This window comes from Vibrio sp. A8-1 (assembly GCF_013048685.1).
In the GTDB taxonomy this organism is placed as follows: Bacteria; Pseudomonadota; Gammaproteobacteria; order Enterobacterales; family Vibrionaceae; genus Vibrio; species Vibrio metschnikovii.
Map to the genome: position 1 here is coordinate 1 of NZ_VHTC01000032.1, position 19,616 is coordinate 19,616.

The 19,616-nt window shown below is 41.8% G+C and carries 17 protein-coding genes and 1 pseudogene; 9 read left to right on the top strand and 9 right to left on the bottom strand.

Going from position 1 to position 19,616, the window contains the following annotated elements:
- Positions 1-142: 142 nt before the first annotated feature.
- Together FKN93_RS14130 and FKN93_RS14135 are read right to left on the bottom strand one after the other, a co-directional pair.
- Positions 143-796, bottom strand: a complete 654-nt coding sequence (locus FKN93_RS14130; protein ID WP_170905365.1) for an inovirus Gp2 family protein — start codon at positions 794-796, stop codon at positions 143-145.
- Between the two features lie 214 nt (positions 797-1,010).
- On the bottom strand, positions 1,011-2,561 hold the full coding sequence (locus FKN93_RS14135; protein ID WP_170905366.1) for a hypothetical protein: 1,551 nt from the start codon (positions 2,559-2,561) through the stop codon (positions 1,011-1,013).
- A gap of 104 nt (positions 2,562-2,665) precedes the next feature.
- On the opposite strand from FKN93_RS14135, the gene FKN93_RS14140 reads away from it, so the two are divergent.
- The 4 genes and pseudogenes from FKN93_RS14140 (at position 2,666) to FKN93_RS14155 (ending at position 6,056) form a co-directional block, all read left to right on the top strand.
- A complete protein-coding gene (locus FKN93_RS14140; protein ID WP_170905367.1) occupies positions 2,666-3,268 on the top strand; it encodes a hypothetical protein in 603 nt (200 codons plus the stop codon).
- 274 nt (positions 3,269-3,542) lie between these two features.
- Positions 3,543-3,992, top strand: a pseudogene (locus tag FKN93_RS14145) (integrase arm-type DNA-binding domain-containing protein); the annotation flags it as partial.
- Positions 3,993-4,227: 235 nt separating this feature from the next.
- Positions 4,228-5,589 carry a type II toxin-antitoxin system HipA family toxin gene (locus FKN93_RS14150; protein WP_170905368.1) on the top strand — a complete coding sequence of 454 codons (1,362 nt, stop codon included), beginning with the start codon at positions 4,228-4,230 and terminating at the stop codon, positions 5,587-5,589.
- On the top strand, positions 5,574-6,056 hold the full coding sequence (locus FKN93_RS14155; RefSeq protein WP_170905369.1) for a helix-turn-helix transcriptional regulator: 483 nt from the start codon (positions 5,574-5,576) through the stop codon (positions 6,054-6,056). The genes FKN93_RS14150 and FKN93_RS14155 overlap by 16 nt, the downstream gene beginning before the upstream one ends.
- Positions 6,057-6,377: 321 nt before the next feature.
- Here the strand turns inward: FKN93_RS14155 and FKN93_RS14160 are convergent, their stop codons facing one another.
- A complete protein-coding gene (locus FKN93_RS14160) occupies positions 6,378-6,788 on the bottom strand; it encodes a VOC family protein (protein ID WP_004395791.1) in 411 nt (136 codons plus the stop codon).
- 115 nt (positions 6,789-6,903) lie between these two features.
- On the opposite strand from FKN93_RS14160, the gene soxR reads away from it, so the two are divergent.
- Positions 6,904-7,350 carry a redox-sensitive transcriptional activator SoxR gene (soxR, locus tag FKN93_RS14165; RefSeq protein ID WP_158144165.1) on the top strand — a complete coding sequence of 149 codons (447 nt, stop codon included), beginning with the start codon at positions 6,904-6,906 and terminating at the stop codon, positions 7,348-7,350.
- A gap of 164 nt (positions 7,351-7,514) precedes the next feature.
- Here soxR and FKN93_RS14170 read toward each other — a convergent pair whose 3' ends face one another.
- The gene (locus tag FKN93_RS14170; RefSeq protein WP_158144166.1) at positions 7,515-8,309 is read right to left on the bottom strand and encodes a MetQ/NlpA family ABC transporter substrate-binding protein; all 795 of its coding nucleotides are present in this window, start codon (positions 8,307-8,309) and stop codon (positions 7,515-7,517) included.
- Between the two features lie 149 nt (positions 8,310-8,458).
- Between FKN93_RS14170 and FKN93_RS14175 the strand changes: the two genes are divergently transcribed.
- Positions 8,459-8,806, top strand: coding sequence for a carboxymuconolactone decarboxylase family protein (locus tag FKN93_RS14175; protein WP_170905370.1), 348 nt, complete (start codon positions 8,459-8,461; stop codon positions 8,804-8,806).
- Positions 8,807-8,910: 104 nt separating this feature from the next.
- Here FKN93_RS14175 and FKN93_RS14180 read toward each other — a convergent pair whose 3' ends face one another.
- The gene (locus FKN93_RS14180; protein WP_170905371.1) at positions 8,911-9,900 is read right to left on the bottom strand and encodes a sulfate ABC transporter substrate-binding protein; all 990 of its coding nucleotides are present in this window, start codon (positions 9,898-9,900) and stop codon (positions 8,911-8,913) included.
- A gap of 288 nt (positions 9,901-10,188) precedes the next feature.
- Between FKN93_RS14180 and FKN93_RS14185 the strand changes: the two genes are divergently transcribed.
- A complete protein-coding gene (locus tag FKN93_RS14185; RefSeq protein WP_170905372.1) occupies positions 10,189-11,793 on the top strand; it encodes a BCCT family transporter in 1,605 nt (534 codons plus the stop codon).
- Positions 11,794-11,844: 51 nt separating this feature from the next.
- Here the strand turns inward: FKN93_RS14185 and FKN93_RS14190 are convergent, their stop codons facing one another.
- Positions 11,845-13,725: a methyl-accepting chemotaxis protein gene (locus tag FKN93_RS14190; protein WP_158138003.1), complete on the bottom strand. Its 1,881-nt coding sequence runs from the start codon at positions 13,723-13,725 to the stop codon at positions 11,845-11,847.
- Between the two features lie 453 nt (positions 13,726-14,178).
- Between FKN93_RS14190 and FKN93_RS14195 the strand changes: the two genes are divergently transcribed.
- Positions 14,179-16,008, top strand: coding sequence for a leukocidin family pore-forming toxin (locus FKN93_RS14195; protein WP_170905373.1), 1,830 nt, complete (start codon positions 14,179-14,181; stop codon positions 16,006-16,008).
- Positions 16,009-16,150: 142 nt separating this feature from the next.
- On the opposite strand, the gene phaC is transcribed toward FKN93_RS14195, so the two are convergent.
- The 3 genes from phaC to FKN93_RS14210 form a co-directional block, all read right to left on the bottom strand.
- Positions 16,151-17,923: a class I poly(R)-hydroxyalkanoic acid synthase gene (gene phaC, locus FKN93_RS14200; RefSeq protein ID WP_170905374.1), complete on the bottom strand. Its 1,773-nt coding sequence runs from the start codon at positions 17,921-17,923 to the stop codon at positions 16,151-16,153.
- 116 nt (positions 17,924-18,039) lie between these two features.
- The gene (locus FKN93_RS14205; RefSeq protein WP_004395799.1) at positions 18,040-18,387 is read right to left on the bottom strand and encodes a phasin family protein; all 348 of its coding nucleotides are present in this window, start codon (positions 18,385-18,387) and stop codon (positions 18,040-18,042) included.
- Positions 18,388-18,502: 115 nt separating this feature from the next.
- Positions 18,503-19,243 carry an SDR family oxidoreductase gene (locus FKN93_RS14210; protein WP_072668727.1) on the bottom strand — a complete coding sequence of 247 codons (741 nt, stop codon included), beginning with the start codon at positions 19,241-19,243 and terminating at the stop codon, positions 18,503-18,505.
- Between the two features lie 218 nt (positions 19,244-19,461).
- Here FKN93_RS14210 and FKN93_RS18065 point away from each other — a divergent pair, with 218 nt between their 5' ends.
- Positions 19,462-19,587: a hypothetical protein gene (locus tag FKN93_RS18065; protein ID WP_272870233.1), complete on the top strand. Its 126-nt coding sequence runs from the start codon at positions 19,462-19,464 to the stop codon at positions 19,585-19,587.
- Positions 19,588-19,616: the final 29 nt, after the last annotated feature.

A 19,616-nucleotide genomic window follows, 5' to 3' on the forward strand; every position in this document is an offset into this window, starting at 1 on the left:
TGGAAGTTCTACGCAGGTCAGACTACGAAATTACAACGTTAGAGCTGCTCGAAGCAGGGGCAGAGCTTACACGGCAACTTCACCAATATGGTTATGCGCTGGGTGATTTATGAGGGGATCCTTCAGTATTTGATAGGATTATTTATCGTAGCGAGTAACCAAAATTTCTTCGTCTATCTCCGGTCTTTTTGGTATCGGTTTTTGCGAAATAACTGAGACGTTTAAATACTTGGTTAAAAACATCATCAAAGTTATTAGCTCGGCGGTCCAACCAATATTGACTATTATCAGGAAAATGAACTAAGGCCCCACCTTCATCAATATCTAAATCAAGGGCACTACACCATGCTCTTTTAATCCGATAAGCTAGGTTATTAGTATTAGTAAAACGGCCGAGATACATATACACATCCTTGTTAAAGAATAGTGCTACATGATAATGGTCATTAAGCGAAAGGTTATTTTCTCTTGCCCACACATAACGAACGTTACAATCGGGAGTTCTTTTCCCTTCTTTACGTTTTTTTTTGATGTCTGCATTAATTTGTGCAGATAGAGAGCTAATAAAGCGTTTCATGACTTGGGCAATTTCATACTTAATCGTACAAGGAAATTTAAGATCTACTCGAATAACTGTTGTTCTTGGATGGTCACTGATAGCTTTATCCATCACATCATCAATTCTATCTAAGTACTCTTTAAACATGCCTAAGGTTTTATTACGTTTACCCTTACATAATTCTCTTCCCAAGTAAGTCGATTTAGCAATCGTTGTAAGATGTTTGGTTTGTTTCATTACCTATACCTCTTAGTTATTTAGGTATAGGAAGGGAGTGTGATGTTAATTAATACAATATATATACTACTAATACCGGATTCATTTCGGCTTAGGCAGTGCATGTACTAAGCCTTAAAATGACATTTCGACCCAACCTGATATAAGGTTTTGCCCTCTGAAATCCAAAACAAAACAAATATGGTGACATTACTACTCTTGGACTACTCTGACATTAAGAACCATCAAGCAATGATTCCTGCACAGTATAGGTATAATTTAAATTCGCCTTATCATCATGATTAATATCTTGAGTACTTCTTTTAATTAAGGCATCTGAAGGCTTAACTTTCTTACTTACAATATCTATTTCGTAATGCTTTTCACCAACAGAGAAAGATAACCAGATATTACAAGAAGGATGATATCCCATTGCCGCGTTGTAGTGTTCGAAGCCATACAATAAAAGACTGACAGATTTCAAGTGAGTAACATCATCTCGTAGCTGAATCATTTTGGCTAAAGATTTCGCCAAGCTTATAGATAAGTTAAGTAAAAGTTTTTGCCAAAATCGCCAAGTAACATCAAGAGCTTTTGAGTCTTCATGTCCACTTAAGAACTTCTGTGTGAAGATAGCATTTTTCGACAAGGCATTCTTAAATCGTTCATCGTGCTCAATCTTAGAGAACAACTGTGTGGTGTCTTGTATCAAATTTTCCCAATAGTTATTCAAGATAAATGCCGTCAAGATTTCAACTTTAGTCAAGATTGCAAAAGTAAGATAGTTCCCCCTAACAAAAGGCACACAATCAAGTTTCGTTAAATCAAACTCGTCGACATAATTCTTCTCACGTTTAGTGTTTCTAAACACTAGTTCATGGTCCTGATCCAGCCACATCTTTTTATGAACAAAAAACGATAGTTTAAACGGTAACTCAAAGTCGAATTCAAAACCTAGCGAACACTCATTTCCTCTTTTGTACGCCAAATACTGTTCAGGAACTTCATAAGTTAAGGTACTAACGTTTTTTAATACGGCACCATCAACCCTAGGTACTAACGCTAAACTTTTATCTATTAACCCAAGATCTATTAGATAGCGTTTGCTGAACTTGCCAAAATAGATCGAAGAAACACCACCACGGACCTCTTTTCTTATAAAACCGATACTTCTTAGCGTTTCAATCTGGGTTTTCAAGCGGCTTTCGCTGATATCCCCCATCAAATGACGAAGTTTACTTTCAGAAAGCAACAACGATGCTCTGTCTTCATGAAAGGTGTTCTGTTGGACAAGACCAAACTCATCGGAGTGAAGGACAAAAATCGCCATTAAGAGCAGATTGGAAGGTCTCAACTTGGTTTTTAAGGATTTTTCTAGCTTTTCTCGATCATCTTTGGCATCCCTAGAAAAAAGACCATAAAGTGCCACTAGAATATACTCAGGTTCGTTTCCCTGTAACTTCGATATGTATCTATCCCTAAAAATACACGAGCGCTTACCATGCCTGTCTCTTTCAATTTCACAAATATTGTTTAACTCTAAGTATCCTATCACCTCACGAACAACTTTATGGCTCACACCAAAGTCTGAACGCAATCGAGCAACGGACATATCAGTTGTTCGCCTCCCCTGACCGCATTCCTCTTCCATTTTTGCAAATAGAACAGCTAACAGTAAGTACCTTCCCTCTGGAGAAAGATTTTTTAAACCTGATAAAAACCTTATCAACATCGCACACGATTCCACCATAAACACCCTATTTAATAATACATTCAACAACATCATTTAAAACAACATCAATCACACTTTTGAACAAATTTAAAATATTGTTTTAAATAAAGTTACCAACAGGGTTACAATGTTATTTAAAACCTTAAATGGAAAGCATTATGAGTAATAAGTCGCTTAAGGATCGAATGAACTGGTTTAATCCAGAAGATAAAAAAATGGCAGAATGGTTGAGAAGCTATGCAAAACGACATGATTGGGTTGGTGACTATTCAGAACTAACCCAAGAAGACAAAAATAGGAACAAATATCAATCCAACGTCGAATTCGCGAGAAGCTTTATCAACTACTGGACAAGCAAAGATTCGATAAATGATGATGACAAATACAAGGTCAACCTACTAAAAAGCGCATGGCGCAGTTACAACAACAAAGCTCAAACATCTACATTTTCACTATCAAAAAATGCGCAGAAGGCTCTTGACTACCTTTCTAAAAAGCTTCAAAAACCTAAAACTACTGTAATAAATGAACTTCTAACCACCACCGTTGACAACATCAAAAGAAACTCAAATCGTAAACATGAATCAAATCTATTAGCTCCTATTATGGAAAAAGAAGCTACGGGTGTAGAATTATTAATTGAAGAACTCGATAACATTAATGAAATGAGAGTTGAACTAGATATATTGAAAGAGGAATACACTAGACTTCAAAAGGAAAATGAAGAGCTGGTATCTCAAAAAAAACACTCTAATATTTAAAGCATTTTATTTTAGTAACCATCTTAGTAACCAAATAAAAAATAAAACCGAAGTAAATAATTAAAAATCAATTAATTACCCATCAAGATCAACTTACGCCAGCCCACCAATTCATAGTTTAAAGACGTCTCAGGACGTCTTTTTTCTTGCCTGCAACAACGTAAAATCAACAACTTAGCATCCACCAGCGTCCAATGCGATTTCATAACAGCTTTAATTTTTAGGTACACTACAAGGTACACTGATTTTATCGTGTTAATTTGGTGTACCCATCATGGTAAAAAACACAGTAAAGCTGACAGATAAAGAGATCAAAGCCTCCAAACCTAGAGAAAAAGAATATAATCTTTTCGATGGTGATGGCTTGCGACTTAGAATCAAACCTAACGGGTCAAAGCAGTGGATCTTCAACTACTATCGTCCCACAAACGGTAAACGAGCTAACTTAAGCTTTGGGATGTACCCAGAGATATCCCTTTTACAAGCAAGAAAAAGCTTATTTTCTGCCAAAGAGCTGATCGCACAAGGCATCGATCCTCAAGATGCTCGAAAACGCCAGCAGCAAGCCCATAAAGAAATCCATGAACATACCTTTGCCAATGTTGCGAAAGACTGGTTTGCCATCAAACAGCACGATGTCACTCTCGATTACGCGATCGATATCTGGCGTTCATTGGAGCTGCATATCTTCCCAAGCATCGCCAATAAACCGAAACGAGCGATCGCAATCACCGAAATACGTAATAACTGAACAAACAATTAACGCCCTACTCCCTATCGCAGCTTTCATAACTAAAACCATCCATTTTGCTCATCAACAATGTGACTTGCAATTTATGAGTAACAATTTACTCATAACAAAGCCAGCCAAACATTAGTGAGTAATTATTTACTCAAAACTTGAAAAGAAAGGGCTTTAAGAGTAATGTTTTACTCATTACTAAGTAGAGGTATTGTCGATGGAAGAAATCACTGTACAGGCTTTTATCAAAGATGAATGGATAGATATTGGTATCATCTCATTCCCTAAAAGTAGCCAACATAATTTCCGAGTGACTGAACTCAACTACCTCAGCGACTATGCGCTAGAACATCACGATAAAGATGACTTTCACGCTGTTTCACTAAACCACCCTGTCTCATTCTTTTTTGATGACATGGGTAAACCTGGATGGTTAAAGTTTCTAGACGATATTATGCCTAGTGGCGCTAGTAGACGATACTGGGTCAAACACCTAGATATTGAAGACCTTAGTTCTGATGAACAAGACTATGTTTTGCTCAAGTTTGGCACAATGTCGCCTATTGGTAACTTAAGAATAAAAGACTCTCTTCCTGAGCGCTACGAAGTAGCAGACAACCTCTACTTCTCTGTTGATGATGTTAAAAATCGAGCAGGTGATTTCCTCGACTATGCACAACAAAGAGGGGCAGCCGCAGGTGGTGCAACTGGGGCTGGAGGTGAAGCGCCAAAGCTGATCCTCCGATGTGGTTTCGATCATGGATCTGGCAGCGAAAAAATATGGATTGATCCATACCAAGATGACAATAGTAACCACGACTTACATTACTTAGTAAAGTACCCTAGAGGCTCAAGAAGCACCATCGACTGCAATATTCTAAGAGCTGAGTTCTACTTCTACCACGAGCTAACCGAAATGGGAGTCGAAACGATCGCCACCGAAGGCATGCGGTTAGAGGAAGGATTAAACTACCCTTCCTTATGGCTGCCTCGATTTGATGTTCAAATTATTAATCAACAAATAAAGAGATTTGGCATGGAATCTGTGTATTCCATTTTGAAAAAAGGCGCAGGAGTCACTCTTGACCACGAAACAACAATCCGAACTCTCATAGAAAAAATTACTGAAAGCCATATGGTTAAACACCAAGGATATAGGTTTGATACCCAAGCTTTCGTCATTGAATGGGTGAAGAGAGATCTACTCAACATCTTATTTGGTAATAGTGATAACCATGGCAGAAACACTTCATTCTTAAAGGGTGATGGAGTCATAAAGCTTGCTCCCGTTTACGACTTCGCACCAATGAAAGCTGATCCTGAAGGCATTCCAAGAACAACAAAATGGAAAGCCCCACTAGAGGTTGGCGGAACTTACGACTTCGTCGGAATAGCGGACACCTTATCTGATCTCGTGCCAAAAGAAGTGTTATTACAAGAACTAGAGGTTACTGCAAGTAAATGCATTGATTTAAAGCAGAGACTAGCATTACGAGGAGTATCAGAACAAATCTTAGAGATGCCAGCCGTTGGACTTAATCATATATCAGAAAAGCTCACTAAATGGGGGTTACTATGAATAAGCCAAGCAATAAAGAGTCCGTACAAGATACCGTTGCTCGTCTAAGAGCAAACCGAAATCAACATCAGCCCAAGGCTGGGACGGATGCAACTCATTCGACCAAAGAACGATCGCAACTTAATACTCCGACTAGATCGAAAACCTCAAAAAACGCCAAAGCAGTAAGTGCAGCAGAACGCAAAACCGAGGCAAACAAAATCATCAAACACTTATTGCTTGGAGAGCTGACACAAGGCCAAGCGTTAAAAAGTTTACGCATTAATATACTGGGACTCAAACAGGATGTGTTCGCAAGACTTGTAAATGTCTCAAGAAAAACACTCTCAGATATAGAGAATGATCGGGGCAGCTACAATACAGAGATTCTCAACAAGGTATTCAAACCATTTGGCTTAAAAGTCGGAATGCTACCGTCTTCTCCCGATGTGTTAAAATCGCTACTAATAGATGGTGAGGCTGGGTAAAATACTCAGTATCAGCGCTATTGCTTTAGATCAAATTGCTATAACAAGCTAGCATTTTTAAATGATTTAGTAATACATCGACGCGGGTTCAGTTCCTTTTGAAGTAGGAAATTGATGTAACATTTGATGCAACACCAAATTGGCAACATCGATATAAGTTACTGAATTTATGAAAAGTGAGAAACCATTTCAAATCCCGCCAGCCCACCAATTCATAGTTTAAAGACGTCTCAGGACGTCTTTTTTCTTGCCTGCAATAATTTAAAATCAATAGCTTAGCATCTAATGACGTTATCTATTCGCTTTCTCTACTTCATCGAGCTAAGTATTACGCTCATTAGGTAAATCACTTAAATAGTGTACAAATTCCACTTCAAACCCATCGGGATCGATAAAGTAAACATTACGACGAAAAGCCTCATTAGTTCCATTATCAGCAATCTCAAAACCCGCTTGCTCTAGACGTGCGATCACTGCATCAAGGTTTTGAGTTTCAAAAGCAAAATGCGCTAAGCCAACGCTGTGCCCAGTACGATCTCTGTTCCTCCCTTCGCCAAACTCATTGAGCGCAAGGTAATGATTTTCATCGCCAAAATGCACCCAAGTTCTGGCTTTGCCATACCACTCACCACCACCTTTCGCGCGTATTTTCCAATGAGGAAAAGCGGCTCGGTAAAAGCGTAATGATTGTTCTAAATCTTTTATGACTAGATTAATGTGTTCAATTTTCATCGTTCTTCTCCTTGTGCTTGATGAAGATACAGGCTAAAACCTTAACCTTGGTTGAGGTAAAGTGTTTTTTTGCTTTTTTATAGAAAAATGAAAAAAAGATGAGGCTGAGCACAATATGTCAAACGATTGGACAGTGGGGAAAGTCGCACAGCGCAGTGGGATAAGTATTAGTACACTGCATTTTTATGAACGTCAGGGACTGATTAAGAGTGACCGCAACGCAGGTAATCAACGCCGTTACCGAAAAGATATTTTACGTCGTGTTTCCGTGATAAAAGCGGCTCAGAAGCTAGGGATTTCTCTGGCAGAAATACAGCAAGCATTAGCAACATTACCTGATAGTCGAACGCCAACTCAAAAAGACTGGCAAGCACTATCAGCACAGTGGAAACAGCGTTTAGATGAACGAATTGCTGGATTGGAAAAGTTGCGCGATACGCTTGACGGTTGTATCGGTTGCGGCTGTTTATCGATGCAAACTTGCCCACTGTATAATCCAGAAGACAAACTGGCCAAACTAGGAACTGGACCCGTACTTTTAGAGCAGTGCCATATAAAATAAGGAAGACAGCAGCAAGCCATAGAGTAGTCGAGGTAATCCATAGTGCCAATGAGCCTAGATAGACTCTAGGCTTTAGGGAAAACGAACGTAACCAATATCGCTGCCGCTGTAAATAAGAAAGGGATAGTTTTATCGCTTCCTATTCAAAAACTTAAAACAGGTATCTAATAAGCAGGCTCAATCGTACCGTTAAACGTTTCGGCAATAAATTCACTCACCGCGGCCGACTGAAAAATCTGTACAAATTGCTGATACACCGCGTTGTCTCGCTCGTTTTCACGAGTGGCAATAACCATTACCGCCAATGGTGCTTGATTGGATTCGAGAAAAATCCCTTGCTTTTTAGGATCTATACCAGCTGACATCACATAGTTCATCGTAATCGCTGCCGCATCAACTTCATCTAAAGTTCGCGGTAACTGAGCGGCATCGACTTCAAGAAACCGCAAATTTTTCGGGTTTTCAACAATATCCCTTGGAGTTGCATTGAAACCGACACCATCACGAAGCGTAATTAAATTCGCATCAGCTAACAGCAGTAAACCACGTCCACCGTTAGTTGGATCATTGGGAATCGCAATCCGTGCATTATCAGGTAAGTCTTGTAATGATCCATGACGATTCGAATAAATCCCCATCCGCATTAAAATCGAGTGACCAATCGATACTAACTTTGCCCCATGATGACGATTGTAGTTGTCTAAAAACGGTTGATGTTGATAACTATTAATATCGATACTGCCATCGGCCAGTGCGGCATTGGGAGTAATAAAATCAGAGAATTCAACAACTTTTACCGTTAAACCGTGTTTAGCCGCTTCTTTAGCGACGGCCTCAACCACTTGAGCATGTGGCCCAACGGTTGCTCCGACCTTAATTTCAGAGCGTTCTTTTTGACCACATGCCGTCAGCCCCAGCAGTAATGTTATCGCTAACGCGCAACGAATCGTACTTTTCATTTTCAGCATCCTTTCTACTCACAAAAAATAAAGACTTCTAGACGTCCATAATAAACGCAATAGAATAATTCGCAACTCGATTTGCTTTTTATTATGTTGCACCTTATATTAGGTTAAACTTATTTAGCAAAAACTAACGAAGAGGTTATATGAAATCTTATTCTCAATTACTCAAAGACAACAATACCTTAGGTAAATCTTATAAACAGCAAAGCCCTGATACCTTATCTGCGTTTATGCAATTACATAAAGCCGCTATGGCTGCTGGTGAGCTGGATCTGAAAACCAAAGAGATGATTGCACTCGGTATTGGTATCGCTGCACGTTGTGATGGTTGTATCGCCGCTCACGTTTTTGCAGCGTTAAAAGCTGGGGCGACACAAGCCGAGCTGGTTGAAGTGATCGATGTTGCTGTACTGATGGGAGGAGGCCCTTCCTTAACTTATGGTATTCAAGCACTGGGAGCAATTGAAGAGTTTGCCGCTGAATCACAATAAATAACGCCTGAAGCTAAAATAGGTTGGGGAGATAAGCGTAAACACTTTCCAGCAACAATCCCCAACCACTTATGGCAATATCATTTTTATCAATCAACGTATTATCAACGACGAGTGATTTGATCGAATGTTGCGCCTTGTGCAAAATGAGTTTGATGTGCCTGCTGCCAACCGCCAAAAACCTCATCGATAGTAAATAGCGTTAAATGAGGAAACACTTCCGTATATTTCTCAGCGATATCAGGATCTCTTGGTCGATAAAAATTTTGCGCGGCAATCTCTTGGCCGACTGGAGAATATAAATACGCCAAATACGCTTGTGCGACCTCACGAGTTCCTTTTCTATCGACTACTCGATCAACCAAACTCACGGTAGGCTCAGCAAGAATAGAGCGACTCGGAACTACGATTTGTAAGCCATGATGATTTAATTTGTTCACCGCGAGCAGAGCTTCATTTTCCCAAGCAATCAACACATCACCTATTTTCCGCTCAACAAACGTGTTCGAAGCGCCACGTGCCCCCGTATCTAAAACGCTGACATTTTCATAAATCGACTTAACAAATTGCTGCGCTTTTTCTTCGTCACCTTGATACTGATCTAAAGCGTATCCCCATGCGGCAAGATAATTCCAGCGAGCGCCACCCGAGGTTTTCGGATTAGGTGTAATGATTTCCACATCAGGTTTGATGAGATCATCCCAATCTCGAATATTTTTAGGGTTCCCCTCTCGGACCAAAAAAACAATCGTCGATGTATAAGGCGCTGAATTATAGGGTAAGCGATGAATCCAATTGGGAGCGATTCTTCCCCCCTCGGCAATCGCATCAATGTCATAAGCGAGTGCTAAAGTCACGACATCGGATTCAATACCATTCATCACGGAAACTGCTTGTCGACCTGATCCGCCGTGGGATTGCCTAACCGTGACATTATGTCCGTTTTCTGCTTGCCAATAAGTGGCGAATGCGGCGTTATATTGTTGATAAAGCTCTCTGGTCGGATCGTAAGAAACATTCAATAACACGGCATCTTTTGCCAAGGTATGTTGAGAAACACTGAATAGAGATAGAGCGAGTAGCCATGTACGCATGAGTCATCTTCCTTAGTTAATATGCGACAAGCAAATTAGCACAACATTTATAACCAAGTTAGAAATATAAATCGATTGAATATTCACTTTTGGAATATTAAACCCATACCTAGCACGCCTCAATATTAACTTGAGCACACCTTGGAAATTCAATCCGGTAACTAGCAAAACAGATGAATTCTCAATCTATTCTGTGTTAGCATGACCAGCTTTTATGATGGACATCACAATTTTCCATTATTGTGACTACCATACTTCCTAAATTTGTTAGGTAAAAAGCGAGTTTTTATGTCTAAAGTTTCTTTGAGTGTTGATGCGTCTTGCATGACAGCATCTGATTACTCCGCCACGCATCCCCCACAGAGCGACTGCACATCGCTATCACAAAAACTTGAGCTTAATAATCCCGTATTATGGCTTAGTGGTAGTTTCCTCTCCTTATTCGTATTATTAGCGGTTACCTCTCCTGAGCTGCTCACTTCTCTGATTGATTCTGGTTTTCGTTATGCCACTCAAGGTTTTGGTGCCTTTTGGCAACTGCTGTTATTGGCTAATTTTGTGATTGGTTTGGCGCTGGCTTTAACCCAAACCGGATCGGTGCGTTTAGGTGGTTTAACATCGCCAGAAATCGATAATATGAAATGGTTATCAATCATTCTTTGCACTTTACTGGCTGGTGGCGGTGTTTTTTGGGCCGCCGCCGAACCTATTGCTCATTTTGTTAACGCTCCACCGATTTTTGCTGACGCCGATTTATCGACAATGGCCATCAACGCACTCTCACAATCTTTTATGCATTGGGGATTTTTAGCTTGGGCCATTTTAGGTTGCCTTTCTTCCATCGTACTGATGCATTTACATTACGATAAAGGACTCCCTCTAAAACCTCGTACTCTGCTTTATCCGATTTTAGGTCAACGGGCCGTTACCGGCTGGGTCGCTAACTTAATTGATGCTCTGAGTATTATCGCGGTTGCCGCAGGGACGATTGGCCCGATTGGTTTTTTAGGTTTGCAAATTAGCTACGCACTGCATGCCCTATGGGGTATACCCGATACTTTCACGACACAAATCATCGTTATTTTGTTTGCGATGGCAATGTATACCTTTTCTGCGTTAAGTGGCTTAAGTAAAGGCATTCAAGTGATCAGTCGCTATAACATTATTTTGGCGGTGATTTTAGTTCTGTTTATCCTAACTTTTGGCCCAACGGGATTTATTATTGATGGCTACTTACAAGGTGTCGCCTCGATGGTTGATAACTTTGTTCCTATGGCGCTCTATCGTGCTGACACAGATTGGCTCAGTTGGTGGACAGTCTTTTTCTGGGGCTGGTTTATTGGTTACGGACCGATGATGGCGATCTTTATTGCACGCATTTCACGTGGACGCACAGTACGCCAATTGATTCTTGCGATTAGTATCGCCGCTCCGCTGATCACCTGTTTTTGGTTTAGTATTGTTGGCGGCAGTGGATTGGCTTTTGAATTGGCTAACCCAGGCGTTATTGCTCAAGGTTTTGAAGGGTTTAACTTACCTGGTGCATTATTGGCAATCACCGCTCAACTGCCCTTCCCGACCTTAATGGCTTTGCTATTTCTGGTGTTAACCACCACCTTTATTGTCACTACTGGGGATTCAATGACCTACACGATTAGCGTCGTGATCAGTGGCGAGGCTAATCCTAATGCTGCGATTCGGACCTTTTGGGGCGTAGTGATGGGAGCGATGGCGATCGTTCTGATATCAATGGGAGAAGGGAGCATTTCAGCGCTACAATCTTTCATTGTCATCACCGCCGTACCCGCTTCACTGATTTTACTGCCTTCACTATGGCAAGCGCCTAAAATGGCGACTCAAATGGCCAAAGACCAAGGTATATTGATGAAATAACAAAGGGGCTAAAAGCCCCTTTTTAAATAACACACTGACGGTAATCGCTGACTAAATTTTAAACTGTGATACTTGTTGATGCAGTTGATCCGCTTGCTCAGTCAGAGTTTGCGTCGCTTCGGTTAACTGATGCGATGCCTGTTCAGTTTGTGATGATAAATCATTAATATTCACCACATTTTGGTTAATCAGCTCAGCCACGGATGATTGCTCTTCTGCCGCTGTCGCTATTTGTAAGTTCATATCGGCGATTAAGGTAATCGCTTGATTAACTTGCTCTAAACGAGCGGCCATGTCTTCGGCTTTCGTCACGGTAGTTTGCGCAGCGGAGCGACTTTGAGCCATCACATTGACCACATTTTCCGTTTGCTTAAACAGGCGATCAACCACTTCTTGGATCTGCTGAGTACTTTGTTGCGTACGACCTGCTAATCCACGCACTTCATCGGCAACCACCGCAAAACCACGGCCATGCTCTCCCGCTCGGGCAGCCTCAATCGCCGCGTTTAAAGCGAGTAAATTGGTTTGTTCAGAAACGGCGCTGATCACATCCAGCATACCCACAATATCTTGCGTTCCGGTTTGTAACTCCGCAATCGTTGAACTACTGCCTTGCAAGGTATCATCCAAATGTTTTAATTGTTGTAAGGTATCGCGCAGTAACACTTGCCCTTGTTTGGTTTCATTATCTGCTGCAGAGGCTTGACTTGCCGCTTCACTGGCATGACTCGCAACCTCTTGTACGGTGGCGGTCATTTCATTCATTGCGGTCGCAACTTGATCCGTTTCTGAACTTTGCTGAGCGACCACACCTGCGCTTTGTCGTGTCACTTGTGCCAAGGTGCTCGAAGCTGCCGACACCGATTGAGCGGTATTATTAACTTCGTTCACCAACAGATGAATCTTTTCAACAAAGGTATTAAACGCTTTGGCAATAGTGGCAATTTCATCGCTGCCATGCGCTTCGATACGTTTGGTTAAGTCCCCTTCTCCTTGACCGATATCGGTCATTGCTAAGCTGACTTCTTGTAAACGTCTAAACCCTGAAGCGCTAGAGATCCACATCACACCGGTGGCAACCAACCCAATCAATAGCACCGCAATAACCGTCCAACGGATCATGCTGTAGATACCCGATAAGGCATCTTGTTTATCGAGAGCAATATTCAACGACCAGTTGGTGCCCGGTATTGCCTGACTGGTGAGATAAATGGCTTGACCTTGCAACGTGAGTTCGCGATGACCTTGACGCTGAATATCACTTAACATGTTTTGCGTTAAGTTGGGGTTCAAATCACGTAAGCTTTTTAAACTCAAATTTGGATTCGGATGAGCAATAATAGTCCCGCTGTTATCGGTTAAAAATGCAAAACTGTTTTGTGTTGGCGCAATGGCGCGCACGGTATCGATGATAAAGGTTAAAGGAATATCCCCTGCTAATACACCGCGACTGGCGTTATTGCCCAATCCATGAGTAAAGGTGACCACTAAGCTGGTTTGGCCATCTAGCGCATCTTCATAAGGTGCCGTTGTCGCGACGCCGCTCTGCGTAGCCGCCAAGCGATACCATTCACGAGTCAATGGATTGTAATCACTCGGTGGTTGCCATTCATCGGAAAACACCGCAGAGCCATCAGGACGCGCGAAATACGCCGCTAAAAAACCACCGCCATCACTCAGTTGCTTTAGAGCAGACAAAGGATCTCGCTGTTCCAAAACCTTTCCGGTGGCCATCAGCATGTTTTTTCGCTCATCCATCCAGTTAGAAATTGAGCTCGATTGAGTTTGTAGCTGTTGTTGTAAATTACGGCTGATTTGCAAACGGAGCGTTTCAGAGCTAACTCTCACGATTAAAACCGCCGTCACAACCAATGAAATCACGATCAATCCCACGCTGATCGCGGTGATTTTAGCTCGAAAAGACTTGAACATCCTTGCACTCCTCATCTGACTACCTGTGAATAATATCGTCCTTTACTATCGGCGAATCAAAGGCAACCTTTATCATAAATTAATCACTAGTGTACCAATTTCACCCCGACATATTTTTGACACTACTCTCGCTTTGATTAAACCAACGAATCACAGCCAAGAATTCTGCAGCAAGGTAACAGTATCGCCTACCGCTATTGATAACTAAGGCTTATCAAACCTTGAAGATACTTTAGTTCATTTTCTCCTGATGTTTTTTTTGTGATCTTGAGCCACGAATTTTATTTAATTTGTTTCAAATTGTTACCACAAAACATATTAATAGATTTAGCAGTAATGGATCATTTAATAACCATATGAATACGTTATCTGCTGCAACCCAAAGGGCAAAGATGTTCAGCCATAGCGCAACGTTAAGTCACAGGGTAATACCATTCATCAAGAGGTAATCCTATGCCTATCTATAACAATAAAACCATCGCGTTAGCCGCGATATTATCAGGCTTGGTATGGAATACCGCCTATGCAGATGTTCAGCAACCACAAGGTGTGGCGGTTGAAATGCTGAGTACGCTTCAGGATGATAGCCAAGTTAGTTATTTAAATGCCGCTGAATTGTTGGTGGAAGAAGGAACAGTACCAACGTTAAGTGATGTGCGCGATAGCGTGCTTCGCCAGCATCAGCGCTACTTGATAGATTTTAGTAATATCAGTGATGAACAGGGTAAAACACAAGCCAAAGCGCTATTACGCGGTCAATTAGGTGTCGCGTTGAGCAGTGATTTCTGGCTAATTACCGAACATAAAGGAGAATTATTGTTCACGGGGTTAGATGATGAAAATGATCCAAGTATTCAGTTACTTGAAGCTCAACCTGTTACTCATTCTCGCCAACGGCGTAGTATTGATAGCCGCACTAATGCGACAAGCGAAGCTAACAGCTTGCCGCATGTTGCGTTTTATGTGAATGTTCATCGCCCAATCAGCGATGAAGAGTGCACCTTTAAAAACTCACATTTATGGGATAAAGGGACTCGCGTCTTTTGTGATAACCCGAACATCTCGTTGATCTATCGAGTTAACTATGAACGTTCTCTGCAATTTGGTACCACTGGCTCAGCAACACCAGACGCCAAAATTGTTCGTATCAGTTTGGATGACGATACCACTGGAGCCGGTATTCATCTCAATGATAAGTTAAGCTGGCGTCAATATGCAGCCGACTACCTCACTCTCGATGCCTATTTCAGAGATTGGTCAACGGATGCTATCGCACAGGATTATCAGTTTGTCTTCAACACATCGAATAATAAAGCGCAAATTTTAAAAACCTTCCCGCGTGAAAATATTAATTCTGACTATGAAATCAAGGAAGTGTCTGGTTTCCAAGTTGGCGTCAATGGCGGTGTTGAAGTCAATAAAGATGGTCCGAAAGCCAAACTAGAAGCTAACGCTAGTTACAACCAAAGCCGTTGGTTAACCTTTAAAACTCACGATTATAAAGTCGCACGCAGTACGCCAAGCCCACAAAAAGTTCGTTTTACTTGGGAGCGCGATCAATACGCAACGGCTGAGTCTTTACTGGATCGCTGGACAGATGCACTATGGGTAAATACTTATCCGATTGATACCAACAAGATCAACCCAATCGGTTACGCCAGCTTTGTTCCGAAAATGGATGTGATCTACAGCGCTGCTCCAACTGAAACTGGCACTACCGAGTTTACGATTGATTCTTCGGTCAATATCCGTCCAATCTATAACGGCGCTTATAAGCATTATTACGTTTTTGGTGGCCATCAATCTTACCATGGGTTTGAAAACGATGGACGTCGCCGAGTCGGTAAAACCACCAGCTTCACCGTTGATTGGCAACATCCGGTATTTACCGGTGGCAGACCGGTTAACTTACAACTTGCCAGCTTTAATAACCGCTGCGTTGAGGTGAATGGCGATCAATCGATAACCGCCAGTGAGTGTGCCGATAACAAACAAGCTCAATCGTTTATTTATGATCAGCTAGGGCGTTACGTGAGTGCAGCGAACACCGCTTATTGTTTAGATGGTGATAATCTGAATGCCCTTCAGCAATGTAACTCAAGCTTAAGCCAGCGCTGGGAGTGGATCCCTAATAGCGATACCTTAAGTAATGTATACAGTCACCAAAGCCTAGGCCATGATACAACAACGGGACAACTCGGTTTATACGCCAGCGATCAATCGAATATCAGCGTGCGTACCATTACCAGCTACACCAATGTGTTTAATCCTGATAATCAATAATCTATTTTTCAGGTTTACTAACAAAAATCGTTAATAAAAAGCCGCCGCATGAAATCATCTTCCGCGGCGGCTTTCATCCTATTGAGACGACCCTATCAGTGCTATAAATAGGCGCTATCCATCTTATTATTCAACTATCGGTTTATTCAACTATCGGTAGCGTTTGTTTCACATAACTGCCCGGCGCGGCTTCAAGAGCAGGGAAATTATCACTGCCGATGGGATAAGCGGGAACCAATGATTCAGGGCTAAACTGAGCAAGCCATTGATCCCAATGGGTCCACCATGAACCTTCCGCACGTTGCGCATTGGCTAACCACTCATCCGCCGATTCATCTAAGCTGTCATTGACCCAATAACCGTACTTATTTTTAGCTGGTGGATTAACAATCCCAGCGATGTGACCAGATTCACCGAGCACAAAAGTTTTATTACCTCCCATGGCTAACGCGCCGCGGTAAGTACCTTGCCATAAAGCAATGTGATCGTCCTTGGCGGAGATAAAGTAGCTTGGAATGCGAATTTTATTCAGATCAATCCATACCCCACCAATTTTTACCCCTTTATCTTGCACTAGCTGATTATTGAGATACAACTCGCGCAGTAAGAAGTTATGGGTATTGGCCGCAACGTTGGTGCTATCGCTATTCCAATACAAAAGATCAAAATCAACCGGGCTCGTGCCTTTTAAATAGTTATCAATGTAATAATTCCAATACAGGCTATTTTCACGTAACAAACTAAAGGTCACACTCAGCGAACGGCCATCCATAAAGCCTTGCGCGCTATTTTGCGCTTCAATGGCACTAATGATGGTATCGTTAATGTAAGCACCCACTTCGCCAGGTTGAGAAAAATCCAGTAAAGTGGTAAAAAAACTCGCCGATTTAATCCGTTTTTTCATTCGTTTCGCAGCATAGTAAGCAATAGCAGAGGCTAATGCCGTACCACCAATACAGTAACCTGCTGCGTTGATTTGCTCTTGTCCGGTAATATCTTCAATTACCGATACCGCTTGCACCACACCATCGAGAACATAGTTGTCAAAACCAATTTCACTTTGTGCCTGTCCAGGATTGCGCCAAGAGATCATAAACACACAGTGCCCTTGCTCTAACAGCCAGCGCACCATGGAGTTTTTCTCAGTTAAATCAAGAATATAATACTTATTAATAAACGGCGGCACGATCAAAAGCGGAGTTGCCTTAACCTGCTCTGTGACCGGTGTGTATTGAATTAACTCGAACAACTCATTACGGTACACCACTTTACCGGCAGTACTGGCTATCTCTTCACCCAGTCGAAAAGCTTGCTCGTTGGTCATGCGAACTTTCAAAATATCAGCACTGGACTGCAAATCTTCTTTAAGCAGCTCCATACCTTTGAGTAAATTCTGCCCATTATTTTCAATGGTGAGTTTGAGCAGCTCAGGGTTCGTGGCAATAAAATTCGAAGGCGACATCGCATTGATCATCTGCCTTGAAAAAAAGCTGATCCGCTCTTTGGTTTTCTCATCAACACCTTCAATCGCATTGATGGTCTCCATGTAGGTTTTACAAAACAGCAAGTACGACTGCTTAATAAAATTGTACATGGCCTGTGACTGCCATGTTTCATCGTTAAATCGTTTATCGCCTTTCTCAGCCTCAATCACACTCTGGGTGTTACCGGATAGCACCACTTGCTGCCATATTTGCATTTGTTGCTCCCACCACTGGGTTTGCAACTGCAGCAACGCGGTCGGTTGATTAACGGCTTGTTCAAAAAACTTCGCACTATCTTCAAAGTTCACTGCTTGAATGGCTTGGTTTAAAGGAGAGTTAGCGGCCATCTTGTTCGCTTCAAAATCCTGCCACCACTGTTGATTGGTTTCTTGCAGCTTAACCAGATAGTCCGAAAAGAAATGTTGCAACATAAAGTACTCCCTTACTCGGAACAGCGCCGCCGAAAAAGGGCGGCGCTTTAATAGATACCTTGATCACCGGAAGCGTGTTATCTCGCAAACGCTTCCAGTTATAAAACGATCACAGGCTATTGTGGAGTCGCCGTTTTGATATTTTCTGAAGTCAACGTTTCAATATCTTGCTTGAACTCTTTCGCCGCCGCTTGCAATTTATTGCTATCGTCTAGCATCTGCTGCGACAGTTTACTCAGAACGCCCAATTGCTGACTACTGAACGCCGCGAGTGTATTAACATCTTTAATCTCTGACGCTGCTTTCATCTGAGCCATACCCATTTCGCTGTATGTGCGCATTGCATTCAGTTGTAGCTCTGTCAATAGCTCAACGTTTTTAGTCATTAACTGATTAAACTTAAAAAACGGTTGCATGTTTTTTTCTGCTTGATCGGTGAAAGTTTTAAAAAAATCCGTGTACATAAGTATTTCCTCATTAATTAACGCTGTTATCGATACCTAACCCAAAGCACGATTGCTTGGGCAAAAATGATCATGATGAAGAGGCATTCGTTGTTCACTCAATGCCACTTCACTATTAGTTCATGTATAAGCCGCCATTGACAGAGAGCGTCTCACCAGTGATATAAGCCCCGCCATCTCCCGCAAGGAAAGAGACCGCTTTAGCAATCTCTTCTGGAGTCGCTAAACGCTGCATCGGGATCTGAGATTTTATCGACGCCAAGACCTCTTCTCGCATCTGCTCAACCATCGGCGTCGCGGTATAACCGGGCGCGACCGCATTGACCGTTACCCCACTACGCGCACCTTCTAAGGCTAACGCCTTGGTAAAACCAATCATTCCTGCTTTAGCCGCCGCGTAATTAACTTGGCCAAATTGACCTTTTAAACCATTCACCGAAGAGATATTAATGATTCGCCCTTGGCCTTTTTCACACATCGCCGAAAATAAGGGACGAGTAACATTAAACACGCTGTTCAGATTGGTGTTAATGACATCAAACCAATCCTCTGCGGACATTTTTTTCAATTGAGAATCGCGCGTAATACCAGCATTATTGACCACCACATCGATGGAGCCCTCTTCACTCAGTAACTGAGTTAAACGTTCACTGCACTGCTCGGTATCAGTCACATCGAGCTCAAATAAACGCACTTGTTGCTCGGTAAATCCCTTCTCATTGAACCAATCGATAGCGCATTGATAATTTCCGGTGTAATACGTCGCAACCACTCGATAACCATCGGCAACCAGTTGTGAGCTGATCGCAGATCCGATGCCACCTTTCGATCCGGTTATTAACGCTACTTTTTTCATGCCTACACTCCCTTGCTAAGCCTAAGGTTCACCTGAGCTAATCTTGATGATGACTCACTGTCCACTTTTAACGTTTATTCAATAATTCGAACAGTTGTTTAACTTACTTAAAATAAAGCAACAACATGACATTGCAATTGTAAAAATCAACTTGTTGCATAAAATTGAAATAGATCTCGTTTTCACTGCAAAGCGAAGAAAAGGAAAAAACCACAATAATGAAAGATAAGATCGCGATCTGGATTTTTATCGACACGTTTAACGATAATACACTGTGGTCAGATGAGAAAAGCAGAGAGAAGAAGCATAAAAAAGCCATCATGCCCAATGGCGATGATGGCTGATTACAACTCGATGTTAAGGAGACGCCAAC

Coding starts and splice junctions, on each gene's coding strand:
- FKN93_RS14130 (WP_170905365.1), bottom strand. CDS start 796: ATGAAACAAACCAAACATCTTACAACGATTGCTAAATCGACTTACTTG.
- FKN93_RS14135 (WP_170905366.1), bottom strand. CDS start 2,561: ATGATGTTGTTGAATGTATTATTAAATAGGGTGTTTATGGTGGAATCG.
- FKN93_RS14140 (WP_170905367.1), top strand. CDS start 2,666: ATGAGTAATAAGTCGCTTAAGGATCGAATGAACTGGTTTAATCCAGAA.
- FKN93_RS14150 (WP_170905368.1), top strand. CDS start 4,228: ATGGAAGAAATCACTGTACAGGCTTTTATCAAAGATGAATGGATAGAT.
- FKN93_RS14155 (WP_170905369.1), top strand. CDS start 5,574: ATGGGGGTTACTATGAATAAGCCAAGCAATAAAGAGTCCGTACAAGAT.
- FKN93_RS14160 (WP_004395791.1), bottom strand. CDS start 6,788: ATGAAAATTGAACACATTAATCTAGTCATAAAAGATTTAGAACAATCA.
- soxR (WP_158144165.1), top strand. CDS start 6,904: ATGTCAAACGATTGGACAGTGGGGAAAGTCGCACAGCGCAGTGGGATA.
- FKN93_RS14170 (WP_158144166.1), bottom strand. CDS start 8,309: ATGAAAAGTACGATTCGTTGCGCGTTAGCGATAACATTACTGCTGGGG.
- FKN93_RS14175 (WP_170905370.1), top strand. CDS start 8,459: ATGAAATCTTATTCTCAATTACTCAAAGACAACAATACCTTAGGTAAA.
- FKN93_RS14180 (WP_170905371.1), bottom strand. CDS start 9,900: ATGCGTACATGGCTACTCGCTCTATCTCTATTCAGTGTTTCTCAACAT.
- FKN93_RS14185 (WP_170905372.1), top strand. CDS start 10,189: ATGTCTAAAGTTTCTTTGAGTGTTGATGCGTCTTGCATGACAGCATCT.
- FKN93_RS14190 (WP_158138003.1), bottom strand. CDS start 13,725: ATGTTCAAGTCTTTTCGAGCTAAAATCACCGCGATCAGCGTGGGATTG.
- FKN93_RS14195 (WP_170905373.1), top strand. CDS start 14,179: ATGCCTATCTATAACAATAAAACCATCGCGTTAGCCGCGATATTATCA.
- phaC (WP_170905374.1), bottom strand. CDS start 17,923: ATGTTGCAACATTTCTTTTCGGACTATCTGGTTAAGCTGCAAGAAACC.
- FKN93_RS14205 (WP_004395799.1), bottom strand. CDS start 18,387: ATGTACACGGATTTTTTTAAAACTTTCACCGATCAAGCAGAAAAAAAC.
- FKN93_RS14210 (WP_072668727.1), bottom strand. CDS start 19,243: ATGAAAAAAGTAGCGTTAATAACCGGATCGAAAGGTGGCATCGGATCT.
- FKN93_RS18065 (WP_272870233.1), top strand. CDS start 19,462: ATGAAAGATAAGATCGCGATCTGGATTTTTATCGACACGTTTAACGAT.